The sequence below is a fragment of the Pedococcus sp. P3_C7 genome, from assembly GCF_056402615.1.
On sequence record NZ_JBFUHC010000003.1, the window covers coordinates 166895 to 182897 of the forward strand.

At 70.7% G+C, this 16003-nt stretch carries 19 protein-coding genes; 5 read left to right on the forward strand and 14 right to left on the reverse strand.

The window, feature by feature from the left end; all coding sequences use genetic code 11:
- Positions 1 to 119: 119 nt before the first annotated feature.
- Positions 120 to 602 carry a hypothetical protein gene (locus AC1DS4_RS04885; protein WP_477645997.1) on the reverse strand — a complete coding sequence of 161 codons (483 nt, stop codon included), beginning with the start codon at positions 600 to 602 and terminating at the stop codon, positions 120 to 122.
- A gap of 209 nt (positions 603 to 811) precedes the next feature.
- Here AC1DS4_RS04885 and AC1DS4_RS04890 point away from each other — a divergent pair, with 209 nt between their 5' ends.
- On the forward strand, positions 812 to 1561 hold the full coding sequence (locus AC1DS4_RS04890) for a class I SAM-dependent methyltransferase (RefSeq protein ID WP_477624365.1): 750 nt from the start codon (positions 812 to 814) through the stop codon (positions 1559 to 1561).
- Here AC1DS4_RS04890 and arfB read toward each other — a convergent pair.
- Together arfB and AC1DS4_RS04900 are read right to left on the reverse strand one after the other, a co-directional pair.
- Positions 1558 to 2043: an alternative ribosome rescue aminoacyl-tRNA hydrolase ArfB gene (gene arfB / locus AC1DS4_RS04895; RefSeq protein WP_477615134.1), complete on the reverse strand. Its 486-nt coding sequence runs from the start codon at positions 2041 to 2043 to the stop codon at positions 1558 to 1560. The genes AC1DS4_RS04890 and arfB overlap by 4 nt on opposite strands.
- Entirely contained in the window at positions 2040 to 2753 is a 714-nt protein-coding gene (locus AC1DS4_RS04900) for a VOC family protein (RefSeq protein WP_477615133.1), read from the reverse strand. The genes arfB and AC1DS4_RS04900 overlap by 4 nt, the downstream gene beginning before the upstream one ends.
- 97 nt (positions 2754 to 2850) lie before the next feature.
- On the opposite strand from AC1DS4_RS04900, the gene AC1DS4_RS04905 reads away from it, so the two are divergent.
- From AC1DS4_RS04905 to AC1DS4_RS04915, 3 genes are all read left to right on the forward strand, one after another.
- Positions 2851 to 3264 (forward strand): MmcQ/YjbR family DNA-binding protein, encoded by a 414-nt coding sequence (locus AC1DS4_RS04905; RefSeq protein WP_477615132.1) that lies wholly within the window; start codon positions 2851 to 2853, stop codon positions 3262 to 3264.
- A gap of 40 nt (positions 3265 to 3304) precedes the next feature.
- Positions 3305 to 4825 (forward strand): 1,4-alpha-glucan branching protein domain-containing protein, encoded by a 1521-nt coding sequence (locus AC1DS4_RS04910; protein ID WP_477615131.1) that lies wholly within the window; start codon positions 3305 to 3307, stop codon positions 4823 to 4825.
- Positions 4826 to 5001: 176 nt separating this feature from the next.
- A complete protein-coding gene (locus AC1DS4_RS04915; protein WP_477624364.1) occupies positions 5002 to 5433 on the forward strand; it encodes a hypothetical protein in 432 nt (143 codons plus the stop codon).
- A gap of 48 nt (positions 5434 to 5481) precedes the next feature.
- Here the strand turns inward: AC1DS4_RS04915 and AC1DS4_RS04920 are convergent, their stop codons facing one another.
- The 4 genes from AC1DS4_RS04920 to AC1DS4_RS04935 are packed head-to-tail and all read right to left on the reverse strand — an operon-like array spanning position 5482 to position 8422.
- Positions 5482 to 6156 (reverse strand): acyltransferase, encoded by a 675-nt coding sequence (locus AC1DS4_RS04920; RefSeq protein WP_477615129.1) that lies wholly within the window; start codon positions 6154 to 6156, stop codon positions 5482 to 5484.
- 35 nt (positions 6157 to 6191) lie between these two features.
- A complete protein-coding gene (locus AC1DS4_RS04925) occupies positions 6192 to 7139 on the reverse strand; it encodes a class I SAM-dependent methyltransferase (RefSeq protein ID WP_477615128.1) in 948 nt (315 codons plus the stop codon).
- 3 nt (positions 7140 to 7142) lie between these two features.
- Positions 7143 to 7937 carry an enoyl-CoA hydratase/isomerase family protein gene (locus AC1DS4_RS04930; RefSeq protein ID WP_477615127.1) on the reverse strand — a complete coding sequence of 265 codons (795 nt, stop codon included), beginning with the start codon at positions 7935 to 7937 and terminating at the stop codon, positions 7143 to 7145.
- Positions 7934 to 8422, reverse strand: a complete 489-nt coding sequence (locus AC1DS4_RS04935; RefSeq protein WP_477615126.1) for a T3SS (YopN, CesT) and YbjN peptide-binding chaperone 1 — start codon at positions 8420 to 8422, stop codon at positions 7934 to 7936. The genes AC1DS4_RS04930 and AC1DS4_RS04935 overlap by 4 nt, the downstream gene beginning before the upstream one ends.
- Positions 8423 to 8537: 115 nt before the next feature.
- Here AC1DS4_RS04935 and glgX point away from each other — a divergent pair, with 115 nt between their 5' ends.
- Positions 8538 to 10694, forward strand: coding sequence for a glycogen debranching protein GlgX (gene glgX, locus AC1DS4_RS04940; RefSeq protein WP_477615125.1), 2157 nt, complete (start codon positions 8538 to 8540; stop codon positions 10692 to 10694).
- Positions 10695 to 10737: 43 nt separating this feature from the next.
- On the opposite strand, the gene AC1DS4_RS04945 is transcribed toward glgX, so the two are convergent.
- The 7 genes from AC1DS4_RS04945 to bioB all read right to left on the reverse strand — a co-directional run bounded on the left by AC1DS4_RS04945 (position 10738) and on the right by bioB (position 15947).
- A complete protein-coding gene (locus tag AC1DS4_RS04945) occupies positions 10738 to 10926 on the reverse strand; it encodes a hypothetical protein (RefSeq protein ID WP_477615124.1) in 189 nt (62 codons plus the stop codon).
- Positions 10927 to 11026: 100 nt separating this feature from the next.
- Positions 11027 to 11494: a methyltransferase family protein gene (locus AC1DS4_RS04950; RefSeq protein WP_477615123.1), complete on the reverse strand. Its 468-nt coding sequence runs from the start codon at positions 11492 to 11494 to the stop codon at positions 11027 to 11029.
- A 10-nt stretch (positions 11495 to 11504) separates the two neighbouring features.
- Positions 11505 to 12248, reverse strand: coding sequence for a dethiobiotin synthase (bioD, locus tag AC1DS4_RS04955; RefSeq protein ID WP_477615122.1), 744 nt, complete (start codon positions 12246 to 12248; stop codon positions 11505 to 11507).
- Complete coding sequence (locus tag AC1DS4_RS04960; RefSeq protein WP_477615121.1) at positions 12241 to 13365, reverse strand: 8-amino-7-oxononanoate synthase; 1125 nt, start codon at positions 13363 to 13365, stop codon at positions 12241 to 12243. The genes bioD and AC1DS4_RS04960 overlap by 8 nt, the downstream gene beginning before the upstream one ends.
- Before the next feature lie 12 nt (positions 13366 to 13377).
- Complete coding sequence (locus AC1DS4_RS04965; protein WP_477615120.1) at positions 13378 to 14727, reverse strand: adenosylmethionine--8-amino-7-oxononanoate transaminase; 1350 nt, start codon at positions 14725 to 14727, stop codon at positions 13378 to 13380.
- Entirely contained in the window at positions 14720 to 14917 is a 198-nt protein-coding gene (bsaP, locus tag AC1DS4_RS04970) for a biotin synthase auxiliary protein BsaP (RefSeq protein ID WP_477615119.1), read from the reverse strand. The genes AC1DS4_RS04965 and bsaP overlap by 8 nt, the downstream gene beginning before the upstream one ends.
- Before the next feature lie 13 nt (positions 14918 to 14930).
- Positions 14931 to 15947 carry a biotin synthase BioB gene (gene bioB / locus AC1DS4_RS04975; RefSeq protein ID WP_477615118.1) on the reverse strand — a complete coding sequence of 339 codons (1017 nt, stop codon included), beginning with the start codon at positions 15945 to 15947 and terminating at the stop codon, positions 14931 to 14933.
- Between the last annotated feature and the right edge of the window lie 56 nt (positions 15948 to 16003).

Consider the following 16003-nt stretch of genomic DNA (forward strand, 5'->3'; position numbering starts at 1 on the left):
ACGCACGGCTCGTGAGGGAGGGTGACGGTGCCCACACCATCGGTGCACGAGCATGGCGCAGCCCAAACCCAGCGACCAGAAGTTGACCGTGGCCGACCTCGCCGCCGAGGTCCGGAGCCTCAGGCGGGACATCGCGGGATACGACACGGCCCGGTCAAGGTCTTGGGGGGGCGCCCCCCCCCCGGGAAGTGCTCCACGTTCTGGTTCGAGAAGGTTGAGCCGTCCGAGCCCTTTCCGCGCACGCTGAACGTGAACGTCCCCTCGACCACTGACCCGTTCGCGTTGAAGCCGCCCCAGACCGTGAACTTGCCGGCGTAGCTAGGCAGGGCCGGGTCCTCCAGCGGTGTCGCAGTGAAGGTGCCCGTCTGCGTGAACGTCTCGTGTGAGCGGCCGTCGTCGAAGGCGGTCACGTGCTCGATGGAGTTGGACGTCGTGGTGATCGTGTACAGCGGTCCGCCACCTTCGCAGGTGGGGACGACGTCCACGAACGTCTCGACGACCCCCTTTGCGGTGTGCGTCTCGGTGATGGGTGCCGCATAGGCGGGACCGGCGAGTAGGACCAGGAATCCGGTCAGAAGGACAAGCGAAAATCGTCGCAGCATGATGGCCTCCCAGGTGGTAGCTGCTACCCCTGCATCTCGCAGTCTTCGCCGCCCCGAATCCGCCCGCAATAGCTCCTTCTGACCACATCCGCCCGTGGCTGAGCGACCACGGTGGGGATATCTTGGCGTCTCGACGTGCAGTGCCGAAGAGAGGCTTTCAGGTGGCCCCAGAATCGGGATATCCGCAGGTCGAGCCCCACGTTCTCGCATTGACTGGGGAGCGCACCGCACCGCATGTCTGGCACGAGAACTACTGGTTTCGTCGCCACGAGGCGGGGTATGCGGCCGCCCCCGGCTGGGTGCACACCGCACCTGCCGTCGTCCTGGACGCCGGATGTGGCGAGGGGTATGCAGCGGGCCTCCTCGACGTGTTCTGGCCCGGAGTGCGCGTGGTCGGCCTGGACTACGACGCGGCGACGACCGCCCACGCTGCGCGGACCCACGGAGGTGAGCGGGCGTCCTACATGCGGGGCGCTTTGACGGCGCTGCCGCTGGTGACTGGCGCGGCGGACGCGACTTTCTCGCTCCAGGTGCTCGAGCACATCTGGACGCCCGGCGACTACGTGCGCGAGCTCGCCCGGGTGACGCGACCGGGCGGGGTGGTGGTGCTGTCGACGCCGAACCGGCCGACCTTCTCGCCTGGGCTCGGGCGGCGCGACAAGCCCTCGAACCTCTACCACTGCCGCGAGTACGACGCCGAGGAGCTGGTGGCCGAGCTGGATCGGTGGCTGCCCGGGGCCGAGGTGACCCTGGTGCGTCTGGGCCACGGCGAGCGCCTGCTCCGGTGGGAAGCGGCGTACGGGTCGCTCGTGGCAGCCCAGCAGGAGCAGGCGCCCCAGGACTGGGACCGAGAACTGCGCGAGATCGTCGGCTCGGTGACCGTGGACGACTTCGTCTTCGGCGCGTCTGACGAGGACTGCCTGGACCTCTTCGGCATCGTGCGGCTGATGATCCCCTAGCCGTCGTCGACGGTGCGGCGGCCGGTCTTGAGCTGGCCCCTGCGCTTCTTGCTCTCGATCCGGCGTCGCTGCGAACCCTTGGTCGGGCGGGTGGGGCGACGGGTGGGCGGGTCGGGCGCGGCCGCCTCCCGGAGCATGGTGACGAGGCGCTGCCGCGCGACCACACGGTTCTGGCGCTGGGATCGGTGTTCGGACGCGACGACGACCAGCCGGCCGCCGACGAGCTTCGGCGCCAACCGCGCGAGCAGGCGCTCGCGGGTGGCCTCGGGCAGCGCGGCGACAGCGCGTGACGTCGCCGGGTCGAAGTCGAGCTCGACCCGGCTGTCCGTGGTGTTGACGCCCTGTCCCCCGGGCCCGGACGAGCGGGAGAAGCGTTCGACCAGCTCACCGGCATCGATGACCAGGCCGTGGCGCAGCCCCGGCCCTGCGGGCACGCGCAACGGCGCCCCCGGTTGTGGCCGACCGCCAGGTGCGGCGATCACGGGAGGAGGCGCAGCTCGTTGCCGTCGGGGTCGGCCAAGGTCGTGCCGCCGCCCTCCCGGCCCACCCGGTCCCAGTCGTCCACCCGCGTGGCGCCGAGCGAGAGGAGGCGGGCCACCTCCGTCGCGTGGTCGTCCGTGGTGGCCAGCAGCAGGCGTTGGCGGTTCCTCGTGGGCTTGGGAGCCAGCGGCGGACCTCCCCAGGCGACCTTCGTCCCTCCCACGGGCGACTGGACGGCCGTCTCCCCGTCCTGGTCCCACACCAACGGCCAGCCGAGCACCTGGCTCCAGAACACGCCAACGTCGCGGGACCCTTCGCAGGCCAGCTCACCGAGGAAACCGCAGCCCGCGAGGAACGAGCTGTCCGGCGCGATGACGCAGAGCTCGTTGCCCTCAGGGTCCGCCAGGACCACGTGCCCCTCTTCGGGCAGCTGGCCGACGTCGAGGTGGTGGGCGCCGAGGCCGAGTGCCTCGTCGACGATTCGCTGCTGGTCGTCGGCGTCGACGCTCGTGAGGTGCAGGTGGATGCGGTTCTGCAGGGTCTTGACCGACGTGCTCGACACGAAGCGCAGGCCGACCTGGGTCTCGTCGGCCGCGAGGAACAAGCCCCCGCCGTACTCCTCCACCGGCCGCACGAGCAGCGAGCCCCAGAACTGCGCCAGTGCTGCGGGGTCGTGTGCGTCGAAGTCGACCCCGACGAGTCTGGAAGGCATTCCCGAACCGTGTCACGGGCGCGGGGCTCAGGCAAACGGTTTCCGGCGGTCCGGTCAGCGAGTGGGGTTGTCGGTGGCCCGGACTAGGGTCACGGCCGTGGGTGACGTCGACGTCGATCTCGACCCGGCCCTGGTGGCCCGGGTCGCCGCGATCTGTCTCGCCCTGCCCGAGGTGCACGAGCAGGACGCCTGGATCGGCGTGCGGTGGCGGATCCGTCAGCGCACCTTCGCCCACCTCGCCCACGTCGACCCCCGCGGCGGCTCGGTGTTCGGGCTGGCCGCGCGGCTGGGCAGTCCCGCCGACGTCATCACGTTCCGCTCCTCCGGAGAGGAGCTCGAGGCCCTGGTCCACTCGGGGCTGCCTTTCTACAAGCCGGACTGGAGTCCGCACGTCATCGGCATGGTGATCGACGACGACACCGACTGGGACGAGGTGGCCGAGCTGATGGCCGACAGCTACTGCCTCATGGCCCCGAAGAAGCTCGCCCGCCTCGTCCAGCCACCGCCCTGACCCGCCAGGCTCGCCGCCCGGTGCGGCAGACTGGTGGCTTGTGACTCCCCCCGTGCCGGGCGCGTTCTGCCTCGTCCTGCACTCCCACCTGCCCTGGCTTCCCGGCCATGGGGTCTGGCCACTGGGCGAGGAGTGGCTGTTCCAGGCCTGGGTGGAGTCCTACGTGCCTCTCGTCGCAGAGCTGGACTCCCTTGCGGCAGAGGGCCATCGCGACGTGCTGACCCTCGGCGTCACCCCCGTGCTCGCCGCCCAGCTCGACGATCCACGGATGCGCCGTGACGCCGCGACGTGGGCTGGACTGTGGGGCATGCGCGCCCGCGAGATGGGCTTCGACGTCGACCCGCACCGCCGGTCGACGGCGGAGCGGGAGTATGCCGGGGCGTCCGGCGCGGCGAGCCTGCTCGAGTCACGGTGGCGTGCGGGCGGGTCGCCGGTCCTGCGCGGCCTGCGTGACCAGGGAGTGGTGGAGCTGCTGGGCGGCCCGAGTGCGCACCCGTTCCTCCCCCTGCTCCTGCCCGAGCTCGCGGCGCTCGCGCTGCAGGCGGGCCTGGCCGACAGCGCCTGGCGGCTCGGCGAACGGCCTCGCGGGATCTGGTCACCCGAATGTGGCTGGCACCCGGCCCTCGCGCAACCGTTCACGGACGCCGGCGTCGGGCACTTCGTCGTCGACGAGCAGACCGTGCGCGACTCCGGCGGTCATCCCCACGCCGCGTGGCGGGTGGCCGGGACCGACATCGTGGCAATGCCCCGCAACCTCGAGGTCACCAACCTCATCTGGTCCTCGCGCAGCGGCTACCCGGCCTCACCGGTCTACCGCGACTTCCATGCGCGCGAGGAGTTCACCGGCATCAGGTTGTGGGCGATCACCGAGCCCGACGTGGACGTCGACCGCAAACGGCCCTACGACCCCGACGAGGCGCGCGACCAGCTGGACCATGACGTGGCGCACTTCGTCGACGCCGTCCGCGACCAGCTGCTGCACGCGCACGAGGTGCGCGGCGAGCCGGGACTGGTCGTCGCGGCATACGACACCGAGCTCTTCGGGCACTGGTGGCACGAGGGACCGGTGTTCCTGGGCAAGACGATCCGGGCCTTGCGGCGGGCCGGCATCACTGTGACCACGCTCGAGAAGGCCCTCGCCGGTGGCCACGTCGCGGGCGACCTCGACCTCGCGCCCGGCTCGTGGGGCGCCGGCAAGGACTACTCGGTGTGGGATGGCCCGGCCGTGCGCCAGATCGCGCACGAGAACGAATGGCTGCAGCGTCGCTGGCTCGACGTGCTCGGCCGCGAGCGCGCTGCAGGGCGGTTGCGCACGCGACGCCCCGACCTCGACCAGCTGCTCCAGACCCTGTGGCACGCGCTGTCGAGCGACTGGGCGTTCCTCGTCACCCGAGGGCAGTCCGTCGACTACGCCCGGCGTCGTGCCGACGAGCACCGACGCGACTTCCACATCCTGGCCCAGCTCGTCGAGGACGGCCGCCGTGCCCAGGCGGTCGACGAGGCCAGGCGACAAGGCCTGCGGGACAACGCCTTCCCCGCACTGGACGCCCGCCTCGGGTGAGTCCCGAGCACGTCGGGGCGAGGGCCGCCTCCCCCGTGTGTCCTAGGTGGTTCCCGCGATGCGAGGGCCCACACGATGCCATCCAATGGAGGAGGCCCGGCGCCCGCCGGTCACCACGTCCATCGAGAGGCCTGGTCATGTCGAAACAGCAACGCATGGCCGCTGCAGGGGCAGCCATGGCACTCGCAACCATCGGGCTCGGGGTCGGCTCCGCCCCGGCTGCCGAGCCGACGCCATTCACCATCACGGAGACCTTCGACGCGTCTGTCGAGGGTGACCCCACCTTTACCGCGACGGGAGGCCTCTGCGCGTCAGGCACCCTGTCCGACGACGTGCGGGTCTTCGCCGGCAACCCGGTGAAGCCCAAGGCGGCGCTGCTGATCCGGACGGTCTACACCTGTGCGGACGGCAGCGGCGAGTTCTACGCGCAGAAGCACGTCTTCATCGTGTTCGGCGAGACCGGACTCACCAACACCGGGCCGGTGAGCCTGATGGGGGGCACGGGGCGCTACGACAAGCTCAGCGGCCACGGCGTCGACGTCGGCGCCCAGGACTTCGAGTCGGGCACCGGCACGGGGGTCGTGACGGGCGTGCTCTCACTCGGGTGAGCTCTGTGGACGCGCGCCTCGCGCCTGGGCGGGGCGCGTGTCCGCTGCTCATTCGCGGGTCTTGACGACCCTGCCCGGTATGCCGGCGACGACCGAGCGCGCCGGGTACTCACCGCGCGCGACGGCGGAGGCCGCGACCACGCTCTGGTCGCCGATGTCGACGCCCCGGGTGACGACGACCTTGGTGCCGAGCCACACGTCGTCGCCGATGCGCACCGGCGTCTTGACGATGCCCTGGTCCTTGATCGGCACCTCCAGCGACGTCGTCACGTGGTCGAAGTCGCAGATGTAGACGTCGTCGCCGAACAGGCAGGCCTGCCCGATGGAGATGTCGATCCAGCAGTTGATCGTGTTGCGGATGCCGATGACCGACTTGGGGCCGATCCGCAGGGTGCCCTCGTGCGCCCGCAACCGGGCGTGCGCCCCGACGTGCGTGTAGGCGCCCACGACCAGCCGGCCGTAACCCTCGCGCACCTCGAACCGGACGTCCGGACCGATGAAGCACGGCCCCTCGAACCGCAGCGAGGGGTAGCGGGCACTCGCCCGCGCCATCCGCAGGTAGCTCAGCAGGTGATGGCGGGTGAAGGCTCGGTTGGCCATCGCCCAGCCCACCCAGCGGGCCCACGCGAGAGGTCGGGGCAGTCCGAACGGCCCGTGCTCGGAACGCTCGCCGTGGTCGGAGGGCGACATGTCCGCGTCGGCTGCCGAGGTCTCGTGGCTCATTCCGGATCGGTGCACGTCGCTGCGAGATCGAGCGGTCAGGGCTTCACGCCGGTGATACCGACGTTGTAGAAGAACCGCGCGGGCACGGCCTTGGCGAGGACCCGGTCGACCGCCGACAGCCGTTTCCAGGTGCCGTAGGCGAACATCGCCCAGCTCCATCCCAGCACGCCGGGCTTCACCGCCGCTTCGAAGGTCCGGATCGGCCAGCCGGCAAAGGCCGCAGTGAGCTCCTCGGTCTGGGTGCGCACCCCGATGGCACCCGCTCGCAGAGCCGTCCGGGCTAGCTCGTCCGGGTCGAACGTGTGCAGGTCGACGACCGCCTCGAGGGCGGCTGCGCGGGACGACTCGTCGAGGGCTTCCTGGTCCTTGGCCCACTTCTCACGCAGGGGTGAGAGCTGGGTGACGGCTTTGGTCGCGTGCCACGTGAGGCTTCCGAGCGTTCGGGCGTACCTGTCTCCCACCCTGGTCGGCTCGCCGGCGACAACGAACCGCCCGCCGGGCTTCAGCACCCGGAGGATCTCGCGGAACGCCGCCTCGACATCGGGAATGTGGTGGATCACGGCGTGGCCGACGACGATGTCGAACATGTTGTCGTCGTAGGGAATTCGCTCCGCGTCCGCGACCCTGCCCTCGACGGAGAATCCCAGCATCTCGGCGTTGGCCCGTGCGGCCTCGACCATCCCCGGCGACAGGTCGGTCACGTGCACGGCGTCGAGGATCCCGGCCTGCTTGAGGTTGAGCGAGAAGAATCCGGTGCCCGCCCCGAGCTCGAGCGCCGTGGCATAGGGCAGCGGGTCGGGCGAGCCGGTGATGGCCTCGAACCGGTCGCGGGCGTAGTCGATGCAGCGCTCGTCGAAGGAGATCGACCACTTGTCGTCGTAGGTCTGCGCCTCCCAGTCGTGGTAGAGCACCTGGGCCAGCTTGTTGTCGGCGTAGGCAGCGGCCACCTGCTCGGCCGTGGCCGCTCTGGTCGGGGGTGCCATCGCTCAGGCGCCCTCGAACTTCGCCTTGCCGGGGCCGTTCTCGACGAAGGACTTCATGCCGATCTCACGGTCCCTGGTCGCGAACAGCGAGCTGAACAGCATCCGCTCGATCTCCAGCCCGGTGTCGAGGTCGGTCTCGAGGCCACGGTCGATCGCCTCCTTCGCCGCGCGGATCGCGTAGGCGGGGCCTCCGACGTACGGAGCCAGCCGCGCCTTCGCGGCGGCATACACGTCCTCGGCCTCGACGACCTCGTCGACGAGCCCGATCGCGAGCGCCTCGTCGGCGGACACGAACCGGCCGGAGAAGACGATCTCCTTGGCCTTGGCCGGCCCGACGAGGCGAGCCAGCCGCTGGGTGCCGCCGGCACCGGGAATCACGCCGAGCAGGATCTCGGGCTGGCCGAGCTTGGCGTTCCTGGCAGCGACACGGAAGTCGCACGCGAGGGCCACCTCGCACCCGCCGCCGAGGGCGTAGCCCGTGATGGCGGCGACCGTCGGCTTGGGAATCCTGGCGATGGTGCGGGTGAAGTCCTGGAGTGAGCCGGAATGGTCGGCCATGTCCGTGTAGGACATCCGCTGCATCTCCTTGATGTCCGCGCCGGCAGCGAAGACCTTCTCGCCGCCATAGAGGATCACCCCGGAGACGTCGCGGCGCTGGCCGGCCTCGACGGCCGCCGCCGAGAGGGCGGTCTGCACCTCTGCGTTGAGCGCGTTCATCGGCGGACGGTTGATCCTGATCGTCGCGATGCCGCCCTCGACCTCGAGGGAGACGACGCTGGTGGAGGTGCCCTCGCTCATGCCGGGTCGCCCTCGGGAGCGGGCTGGCCGGCTCCGGGGCCGGAGTCGTCCCCGCCGCCCATGATCCGCTCGTGCCACATCTGCACGCCGGCCAGGACCAGCTGGATCGAGACGTTCACGAGGGCGGGCACGTTGCTGGCCTGGTCGACGATGTGCTCGCTGGTCACGACCAGGGTGTCGTTGGCGAGGCCGGCCTTGACGACGTTCATCTGCAGGGTGATCTCGTTGCAGGTGGCCAAACGCGTCAGCGGGTCGCTGGGAACGGTGTCGCTGATGGCCCACTGGCCGAAGACGCGCATGATCTGGAAGTCGCCCTCGGTGCACCGCACGAACAGCTGCTGCTCCTGCACGCTGAAGGCGACGTCGCCGTCGTTGTCCACGTTGGGCGCCAGTCCCTGGTCGATGAGGGCGTCCAGGACCCGACCGCGGAGCGGGTGCTCGTTGGCGGGGGGCGGGAAGTTGGGCAGCGAGGTGGGGTCGGTCATGCGAGGACCTCCCGGGGACACGACAGGGGGACGAGCGAGGCTCGGAGGGTCGAGGCGGAAGGCCGGATGAGGTCCGTCATGTGCCCAACCGTAACCACTGCCTAGGCTGAGGGCCATGTCGCACGCCCCGCGCCCGCGTGACCTTCCTCCCACCCTGGGCATGACCCTCGTCGAGGGCGGGGCGGAGTTCGCCGTCTATGCAGGTCACGCCGACTCGGTCGAGGTCTGCCTCTTCGACGCAGGCGACCAGGACGGCACCACGGAGCGTCGCGTGCCGCTCACCGAGCGCACCCACGGCATCTGGTTCGGCTTCCTCCCCGGCGTCGTGGCCGGTCAGCGCTACGGCCTGCGCGCCGACGGACCGTGGCGGCCCGCCGAGGGCTTGCGCTACAACCCCGCCAAGGTGCTCCTCGACCCCTACGCCCGCGCCATCGAGGGTGACGTGTCGTGGACGCCGGAGGTGTTCGCCCACCGCGTCGGCCACCGGCTCAAGGGCGACGACCTGGTCCTCAGCCCGCTGGACAGCGCCGGGTCGGTGCCGCGCTGCGTGGTCATCGACGAGGGCTTCGACTGGGGCGACGACTCCCCGCCGCACACGCCGCTCGCCGACACCGTGGTCTACGAGACCCACGTGCGCAGCCTGACCATGCAGCACCCCGAGGTGCCCGAGCACCTGCGAGGCACGTATGCCGGCCTGTGCCACCCCTCCGTCATCGCCCACCTCAAGGCGCTGGGAGCGACCGCGGTCGAGCTGCTGCCCGTGCACGCCTTCGCGTCCGAGCCCGAGGTGGTCCAGCGCGGGCTGACGAACTACTGGGGCTACAACACGCTGGGCTTCTTCGCCCCGCACTCGATGTACGCCTCGGCCACGGACCCTCAGGGCGCCCTCGACGAGTTCAAGGGCATGGTGCGGCTGCTGCACTCCGAGGGGATCGAGGTCATCCTCGACGTCGTCTACAACCACACCGCCGAGCAGGCCGGTCGCACCGGGGCGTCGCTGTCGTGGCGCGGGCTGGACAACCGCGCCTACTACCGGCTGGACGAGCGCGGACAGGACATCGACGTCACCGGCTGCGGCAACACCCTCGACCTGCGGCACGCGATGGTCTGCAAGATGGTCCTCGACTCCCTGCGGTACTGGGCCAACGAGTGCCATGTGGACGGCTTCCGGTTCGACCTCGCGGTGGCCCTGGGGCGCGGCCAGAACGACGACTACGACCCCAACCACCCGTTCCTCGTCGCGTTGCGCACCGACCCCGTGCTCTCCCGCGTCAAGCTGATCGCCGAACCCTGGGACGTGGGCATCCACGGCTGGCGGACCGGCCAGTTCCCGCCGCCGTTCGCCGAGTGGAACGACCGGTTCCGCGACTCGGTGCGCACCTTCTGGCTCGACGACCTCAAGGCACAGTCGGCGGGCCACCACCAGGGCCACGGGGTGCGCGAGCTCGCGACCCGCATGGCCGGGTCGCAGGACCTGTTCGGCTCCCGCGACCGCGGACCTGTCGCGTCGGTGAACTTCGTGGCGGCACACGACGGCTTCACGACGGTGGACCTGACTCGCTACAACTCGAAGCACAACGGCCCCAACGGCGAGGGGAACCGTGACGGCAGCGACAACAACCGGTCCTGGAACCACGGAGTCGAGGGACCCGAGACCGGCCCTGCCGAACCGGAGGTCGAGGAGGCCAGGCGCCGCTCGACGCGCAACCTGCTCGCAACGACGCTCCTCGCCACCGGCGTACCCATGCTCAACGCGGGCGACGAGTTCGGCCGCAGCCAGGGGGGCAACAACAACCCCTACTGCCAGGACAACGAGACGTCGTGGTTCGACTGGCGTCTGGAGGGCTGGCAGCAGGACCTCCTCGCCACCACGCGGTTCCTCACCCGCCTGCGTGCCGACCACCCCGTGCTGCGCCAACGCACCTTCTTCACCGGCCGCGAGGTGCACGAGGACGGGTCGACCGACCTGGCGTGGTTCGCAGCCGATGGCGAGCTGATGGAGAACGGGCGGTGGGAGGACCCCTCCACGCGCACCCTGCAGATGCTGCTCAACGGCGCCTGGGTCGGTCACGCGTCGGTGCTCGTGGTGCTCCACGGCGGCCGCGACCCCGAGAAGGTGACGCTCCCCGAAGTACCCGGCCTCACGGCATACCAGCTGTTGTGGGACTCGACCGACGAGCGGCCCGCCCCCCCGGCTCCACCGACCCCCCCGGGTCCCGTCGAGATCGGCCCGACCTGCATCCAGGTCTATCGCGCGACCGACGCCACCTGAGCGGATCCCGAGCCGTCCCGGGGACTGCGGCACCCGTGAGCGGTCAGTTCCAGGATCCCCCGTTGCCCCAGCCGGGCCCCGGACGCACGTTCGGCGGTTGGCCGTCCACGCGCTCGTCCTGCCACTCCCCGTTGTCACGACCCCGGACCCGGTTGACGGCGCCGAGGACCAGCACCGCGAGGAAGGCAGCGGCCCCCAGGCCGAACAAGGTGTACAGGATGACTGCGAACATTCGCCACGACCTCCCCGAGACGAACTGTCTGCCCGTCCCTCGTGAATCTACCTCCTGCTCGGCTGCGGGCGTAGGGAATCGGTGACGACCGCTGCCCCGGTCAGAGCCAGCGACGCACGCGCCGCGTGTAGTCGTCATAGGGGGCGCCGAACCGCTGGCGCAGGAAGCGCTCCTCGGGGCGGATCGCACCCCACAGGACTAGCAGCACCGCGGCCGGGAAGAGCATGAGCGCCCAGAAAGTGGGCACCAGCAACGCCACCGCGAGGTACAACGCGAGGAGGCCGACGTACAACGGGTTGCGGGACAGGCGGTACGGCCCCTCCTGGATCATTGCGTGCGTCGCCTGCCCCGGCAGCAGACCAGTCTCGTGACGGCCGAACAGCCAGAGGGACCAGCCGTTCCACACGACGAAGAACAGCAGCAGGGCCCAGCCCACGGGAACCCGCCACGCGCCGAGGTCGACCGGGTCTCCCCAGAGCGCGGTGGCCAGCCACCCCACGAGCAGGGGCGCGCCGATGGCGACCGGCGGCCAGAGCCGGAACGAGACTGTTTCGTCGGAGCCGCTCACGACGTGACGCCTAGGTCCTGAACAGCCAATGCGGCGCCTGGTCGCGGAACTCGTCGCTGGTCAACGCGCCGGCCCCCTCTGGCAGGCGCCCGAGGACCGGTGCGCCGGCAACCCGCGGCAGGTCGAACAGGTTCGTCTGCTCGGCAAGGTCTGGGTCGTCCGGGTAGGACCCCACCACGAGGCCCAGCAGCGGCAGGTCTCGGGCGGCGAGGGCTTCGGCAGTGAGGGCGGTGTGGTTCAGGGTGCCGAGTCCAGGGCTCACCACGAGGACGTAGCCGGCGCTGACTCCCTTGTAGCGCAGCGCTGTTCCCAGGTCGGCCAGGGTCCCTCCGCGACTGTCGAGGCGAACGAGGAGGCCACCGGCGCCCTCCACGAGCACGACATCGACCTCGTTGGCGATGGCGGAGATCGACCGTGAGTGCTCAGCGACGGGGGGCAGCGTGATCTCCTGCAGCCTGGCCGCCGTGTCCGGCGCCAGCGGCGCGTGCAGGCGCACGAACTCGTGGAGGGTGACACCCGGGTCGTCGCCGAGGAGTGCCTGCACGACCTGGAGGTCGCCGTCCTCGTCGGCGCTCACCCCCGTCTGCAAGGGCTTCACCACTGCCACCGCGGCGCCCCGTCTGCGTAGCATCACGGCGAGGGCGGCCGTCACCACGGTCTTGCCGACCCCCGTGCTGGTGCCCGTGACGAGCACGACCTTGGGCAGCGAGATCGGGTCGGACGCGATCGGCTCAGGCGAGATCGGCTCAGTCATGGGAGACCAGGGCACGAAGCACCTCGATGGCATGGTCGAGGACGTCGGGACCATGGTCGGCGTGAGCCGTCAGCCGGAGCCTCGAGCTGCCGTCCGGCGTCGAGGGCGGACGGAAACAACCGATGCGTATGCCGCGTTGCTCAGCGTGGGCGACCGCTGCGACCGCTTCGTCCGGTCCCGGCATGGTGACCGAGAGGACCGCTCCCGCAGGGGCGGCGACCCCGCAGGCCGCGGCGAGCAGCGCGGAGTTCGCCCGTGCGGCGGCAGGTAGACCGGAGTCGCGGGCCAGGACGTCGAGCGCTCCGAGCGCGGCGCCCGCGGCGGCCGGCGCGAGCCCCGTGTCGTAGATGAAGGGCCGTGCCGTGTTGACGAGGTGGTCGCGCACGGCATCGTGGGCCAGCACCGCCCCGCCTTGGGCTGCAAGCGATTTCGACAACGTCACCGTCACCACGACGTGCTCGCGGGCCATGAGGCCGGCCTGGGCGGCTCCGCCCTGACCGTGCTCCCCCACGACGCCGAGTCCGTGGGCATCGTCAACGACCAGCACAGCCCCGAGCTCCTCGGCGAGATCCGCGAGAGGGCCAAGTGGGGCGGCGTCGCCGAGGACCGAGTACACGGACTCCACCACGACGATCGCCCGGGGTTGCCTGCGGGCGGCGAGCAGCTCGCGCACGTGCGCGAGGTCGTTGTGGCGGCTGACGGCCACGGCGCCTCGGCTGAGGCGGGCACCGTCGATGAGGGAGGCGTGCGCGTGGGCGTCGCTGACGATGAGGGTCTCGGGGTCCGACAGCGACGTGAGCACCGCGAGGTTGGCGTGGTATCCCGTCGACAGCACGAGGGCCGAGGGCGCCCCAGTGAGGCGGCACAGGGCGCGCTCCAGCTCTTCGTGGACCTCCAGCGTGCCGGTGACCAGCCGTGACGCCCCGGCCCCACCGCCGTAGGTCTCGGCGGCGGCGACGGCACCCGCGATCACGGCCGGGTGCTGGCGCAGTCCCAGGTAGTCGTTGCCAGCGAGATCGACGAGCTCACCGGACTTGAACGGCCTGACCTCGCGGCGAAGTCCCTTGCGGTCACGCTCGTTGGACCGGTCGGCCAGCCAGTCGAGGAAGGTGCTCACGACGTCATCCTCTCAGCCGTGGACCGTGGCAACGGCCTGCACCATGGCGTCGCAGATGGTGCCCAGGTCCTCGGGAGTCGTGACGTAGGGCGGCATCGCGTAGACAAGATCGCGGAACGGTCGGATCCACACCCCTCGGTGCAACGCGGCCGCCGTGAGGTCGGCGACGCGGGCCGGCTCTCGCAGCTGGATCACGCCGACGCCGCCGAGGACGCGCACCTCGGCCACGGCATCGACGTCCTCGGCCGGCTTGAGGCCTGTGGTGAGTCCGGTTTCGAGACCGCGCACCTGGGTGCTGAAATCGTTGTCCTGCAAAAGGTTCAGACTGGCCAGCGCGACCGAGCAGGCCAACGGGTTGGCCATGAACGTGGGGCCATGCATGAGCGCACCTCCGGCCCGCTCGCTGCTCACGCCCTCGGCCACAGCCTCCGTGCACAGCACGGCCGCCAGGGACACGTAGCCGCCAGTCAGAGCCTTGCCCACGCACAGGATGTCCGGGACGACGTCAGCCCGCTCCATCGCGAAGAGGGTGCCCGTGCGCCCGAAGCCGGTGGCGATCTCGTCGAGGATCACCAGGGCCCCGTGCTCGCGCGCCAGCTCGGCAAGGACCTGCACCACGTGGGGGCTGTGGAACCGCATTCCCCCGGCGCCCTGGAGCAGTGGCTCCAGGATGACGGCGGCGACCTCGTGCGCGTGCGCGGCATACCGGCTGCGGGTCTCCCGCTCCCACGCCACCATCGCCGGGTCGTCTGCCGGCACATCGACACCGGCCGGGGGGACCGGTGCGAAGACGTGCTCCGGGAGGATGCCGGTGAACAGGGAGTGCATCCCTCCGACCGGGTCCGTCACCGACATCGGGGAGAAGGTGTCACCGTGGTAGCCACCGCGGATCGTGAAGAAGCGCGTGCGCCGCGAGCCGGCGCCGACGTGGAACTGGAGGGCCATCTTCATGGCCACCTCCACTGACACCGAGCCCGAGTCCGCGAAGAACACTCGCTGCAGGTCGGGCGGGGTCAAGGCCACCAGCCGCTCGGCCAACCTGACCGCGGGCGCATGGGTCAGGCCGCCGAACATCACGTGACTCATCCGCGAGAGCTGGACGCGCACCGCCGCGTCGAGCTGCGGCACGGCGTAGCCGTGGATGGCACACCACCACGACGACATCGCGTCGATGGCGTCCAGTCCCGAGCCGTCCGGCATACGCAACGACAGCCGCACGCCCGACGCCGACTCCACGAGGTACGGCGCGGAGGCCGTGCCGGCCGACGAGTAGGGGTGCCAGACGTGGTCGCGGTCGAACGCCATCAGACGGTCGAGGTCGGCCGTCCCGCCAGCCGTGCCGTCGGCCATCCCGTCAGCCACCACTGCGGGTCTCTCCGTGGACCGCGCACTGCGCGGACCAGCCCCGAGGGAGGACCTGCACCTTCATCCGTCGACGGCACTGACCACAGAACCGGGGCGGTTCCAGCGCGAGGGCACGGTCGCAGGCGGAGTGGTCCGCCTCCTCCCGCGCCCGGCCGCAGCGGCCGCACCAAGGGTCCTCGCCCGGCATACCCGTCCCGCTCTCAGAACGTCTCGCTCAACGCCTTGATCGGCATCTCGAGCTCCGCGAGCAGGCTGAGGTCTTCCTTCGGGTCCCGGCCGAGCGTGGTGAGGTAGTTGCCGACGATGACGGCGTTGATCCCGCCGAGCAGGCCGTCACGGGTGCCGAGGTCGCCCAGGGTGAGCTCGCGCCCGCCGGCGTAACGCAGGATGGTGCGCGGCAGCGCGAGACGGAACGCGGCAATCGTGCGCAAGGCGTCGCCCGAGTCCATGACCGGCAGGTCGCCGAAAGGGGTGCCGGGACGCGGGTTGAGGAAGTTGAGCGGCACCTCGTGCGGGGCCAGCTCGCCCAGCTGGGCGGCCAGCTCGGCGCGCTGCTCGAGCGTCTCGCCCATGCCGACGAGCCCGCCGCAGCAGAGCTCCATGCCGGACTCCTTCACCATGAGGCAGGTGTCCCACCGCTCCTCGAACGAGTGCGTGGTCACGACCTGCGGGAAGAACGAGCGCCCGGCCTCGAGGTTGTGGTTGTACCGGTGCACGCCCATGTCGACCAGGTCGTCCACCTGGTCCTGCCTGAGCATGCCCAGCGAGGCGGCCACCTGGATGTCGACCTCCGCCTTGATCGCCGCCACGCCCTGTCGCATCTGGGCCATCAGGCGCGCGTCCGGCCCGCGCACCGCGGCCACGATGCAGAACTCGCTCGCCCCCGTCTCACGGGTCTGGCGCGCCGCGCGCACCAGCTCGGGGATGTCGAGCCACACCGAGCGCACCGGCGAGCTGAACTGGCCGGACTGGCTGCAGAAGTGGCAGTCCTCGGGGCAACCGCCGGTCTTGATGGAGACGATGCCCTCGACCTCGACCTCGGGTCCGTTGAACTGGAGCCGGACCTCGTGGGCAAGGGCCAAGAGCTCCTCGAGCTGGTCGTCCGGCGTCCTCAGCACGTCGAGGATCTGGTCGTAGGACAGGGGCTCACCGCGCTCGAGCACCTGCTCACGGGCGACCTGGAGGATCTCGCTGGCAACCGACTCCTCAATTGTCATGAGCCAGAGTCTGTCTCATGTGGGCGAGTGTCGTCAGCCAGTCTCACGCGCCGAAC

Excerpts from the sequence above, each read along its gene's own strand:
- AC1DS4_RS04885 (WP_477645997.1), bottom strand. The coding sequence starts at position 602 with ATGCTGCGACGATTTTCGCTTGTCCTTCTGACCGGATTCCTGGTCCTA.
- AC1DS4_RS04900 (WP_477615133.1), bottom strand. The coding sequence starts at position 2,753 with ATGCCTTCCAGACTCGTCGGGGTCGACTTCGACGCACACGACCCCGCA.
- AC1DS4_RS04915 (WP_477624364.1), top strand. The coding sequence starts at position 5,002 with ATGGCACTCGCAACCATCGGGCTCGGGGTCGGCTCCGCCCCGGCTGCC.
- AC1DS4_RS04920 (WP_477615129.1), bottom strand. The coding sequence starts at position 6,156 with ATGAGCCACGAGACCTCGGCAGCCGACGCGGACATGTCGCCCTCCGAC.
- AC1DS4_RS04925 (WP_477615128.1), bottom strand. The coding sequence starts at position 7,139 with ATGGCACCCCCGACCAGAGCGGCCACGGCCGAGCAGGTGGCCGCTGCC.
- AC1DS4_RS04930 (WP_477615127.1), bottom strand. The coding sequence starts at position 7,937 with ATGAGCGAGGGCACCTCCACCAGCGTCGTCTCCCTCGAGGTCGAGGGC.
- AC1DS4_RS04935 (WP_477615126.1), bottom strand. The coding sequence starts at position 8,422 with ATGACCGACCCCACCTCGCTGCCCAACTTCCCGCCCCCCGCCAACGAG.
- glgX (WP_477615125.1), top strand. The coding sequence starts at position 8,538 with ATGTCGCACGCCCCGCGCCCGCGTGACCTTCCTCCCACCCTGGGCATG.
- AC1DS4_RS04945 (WP_477615124.1), bottom strand. The coding sequence starts at position 10,926 with ATGTTCGCAGTCATCCTGTACACCTTGTTCGGCCTGGGGGCCGCTGCC.
- bioD (WP_477615122.1), bottom strand. The coding sequence starts at position 12,248 with ATGACTGAGCCGATCTCGCCTGAGCCGATCGCGTCCGACCCGATCTCG.
- bsaP (WP_477615119.1), bottom strand. The coding sequence starts at position 14,917 with ATGCCGGGCGAGGACCCTTGGTGCGGCCGCTGCGGCCGGGCGCGGGAG.
- bioB (WP_477615118.1), bottom strand. The coding sequence starts at position 15,947 with ATGACAATTGAGGAGTCGGTTGCCAGCGAGATCCTCCAGGTCGCCCGT.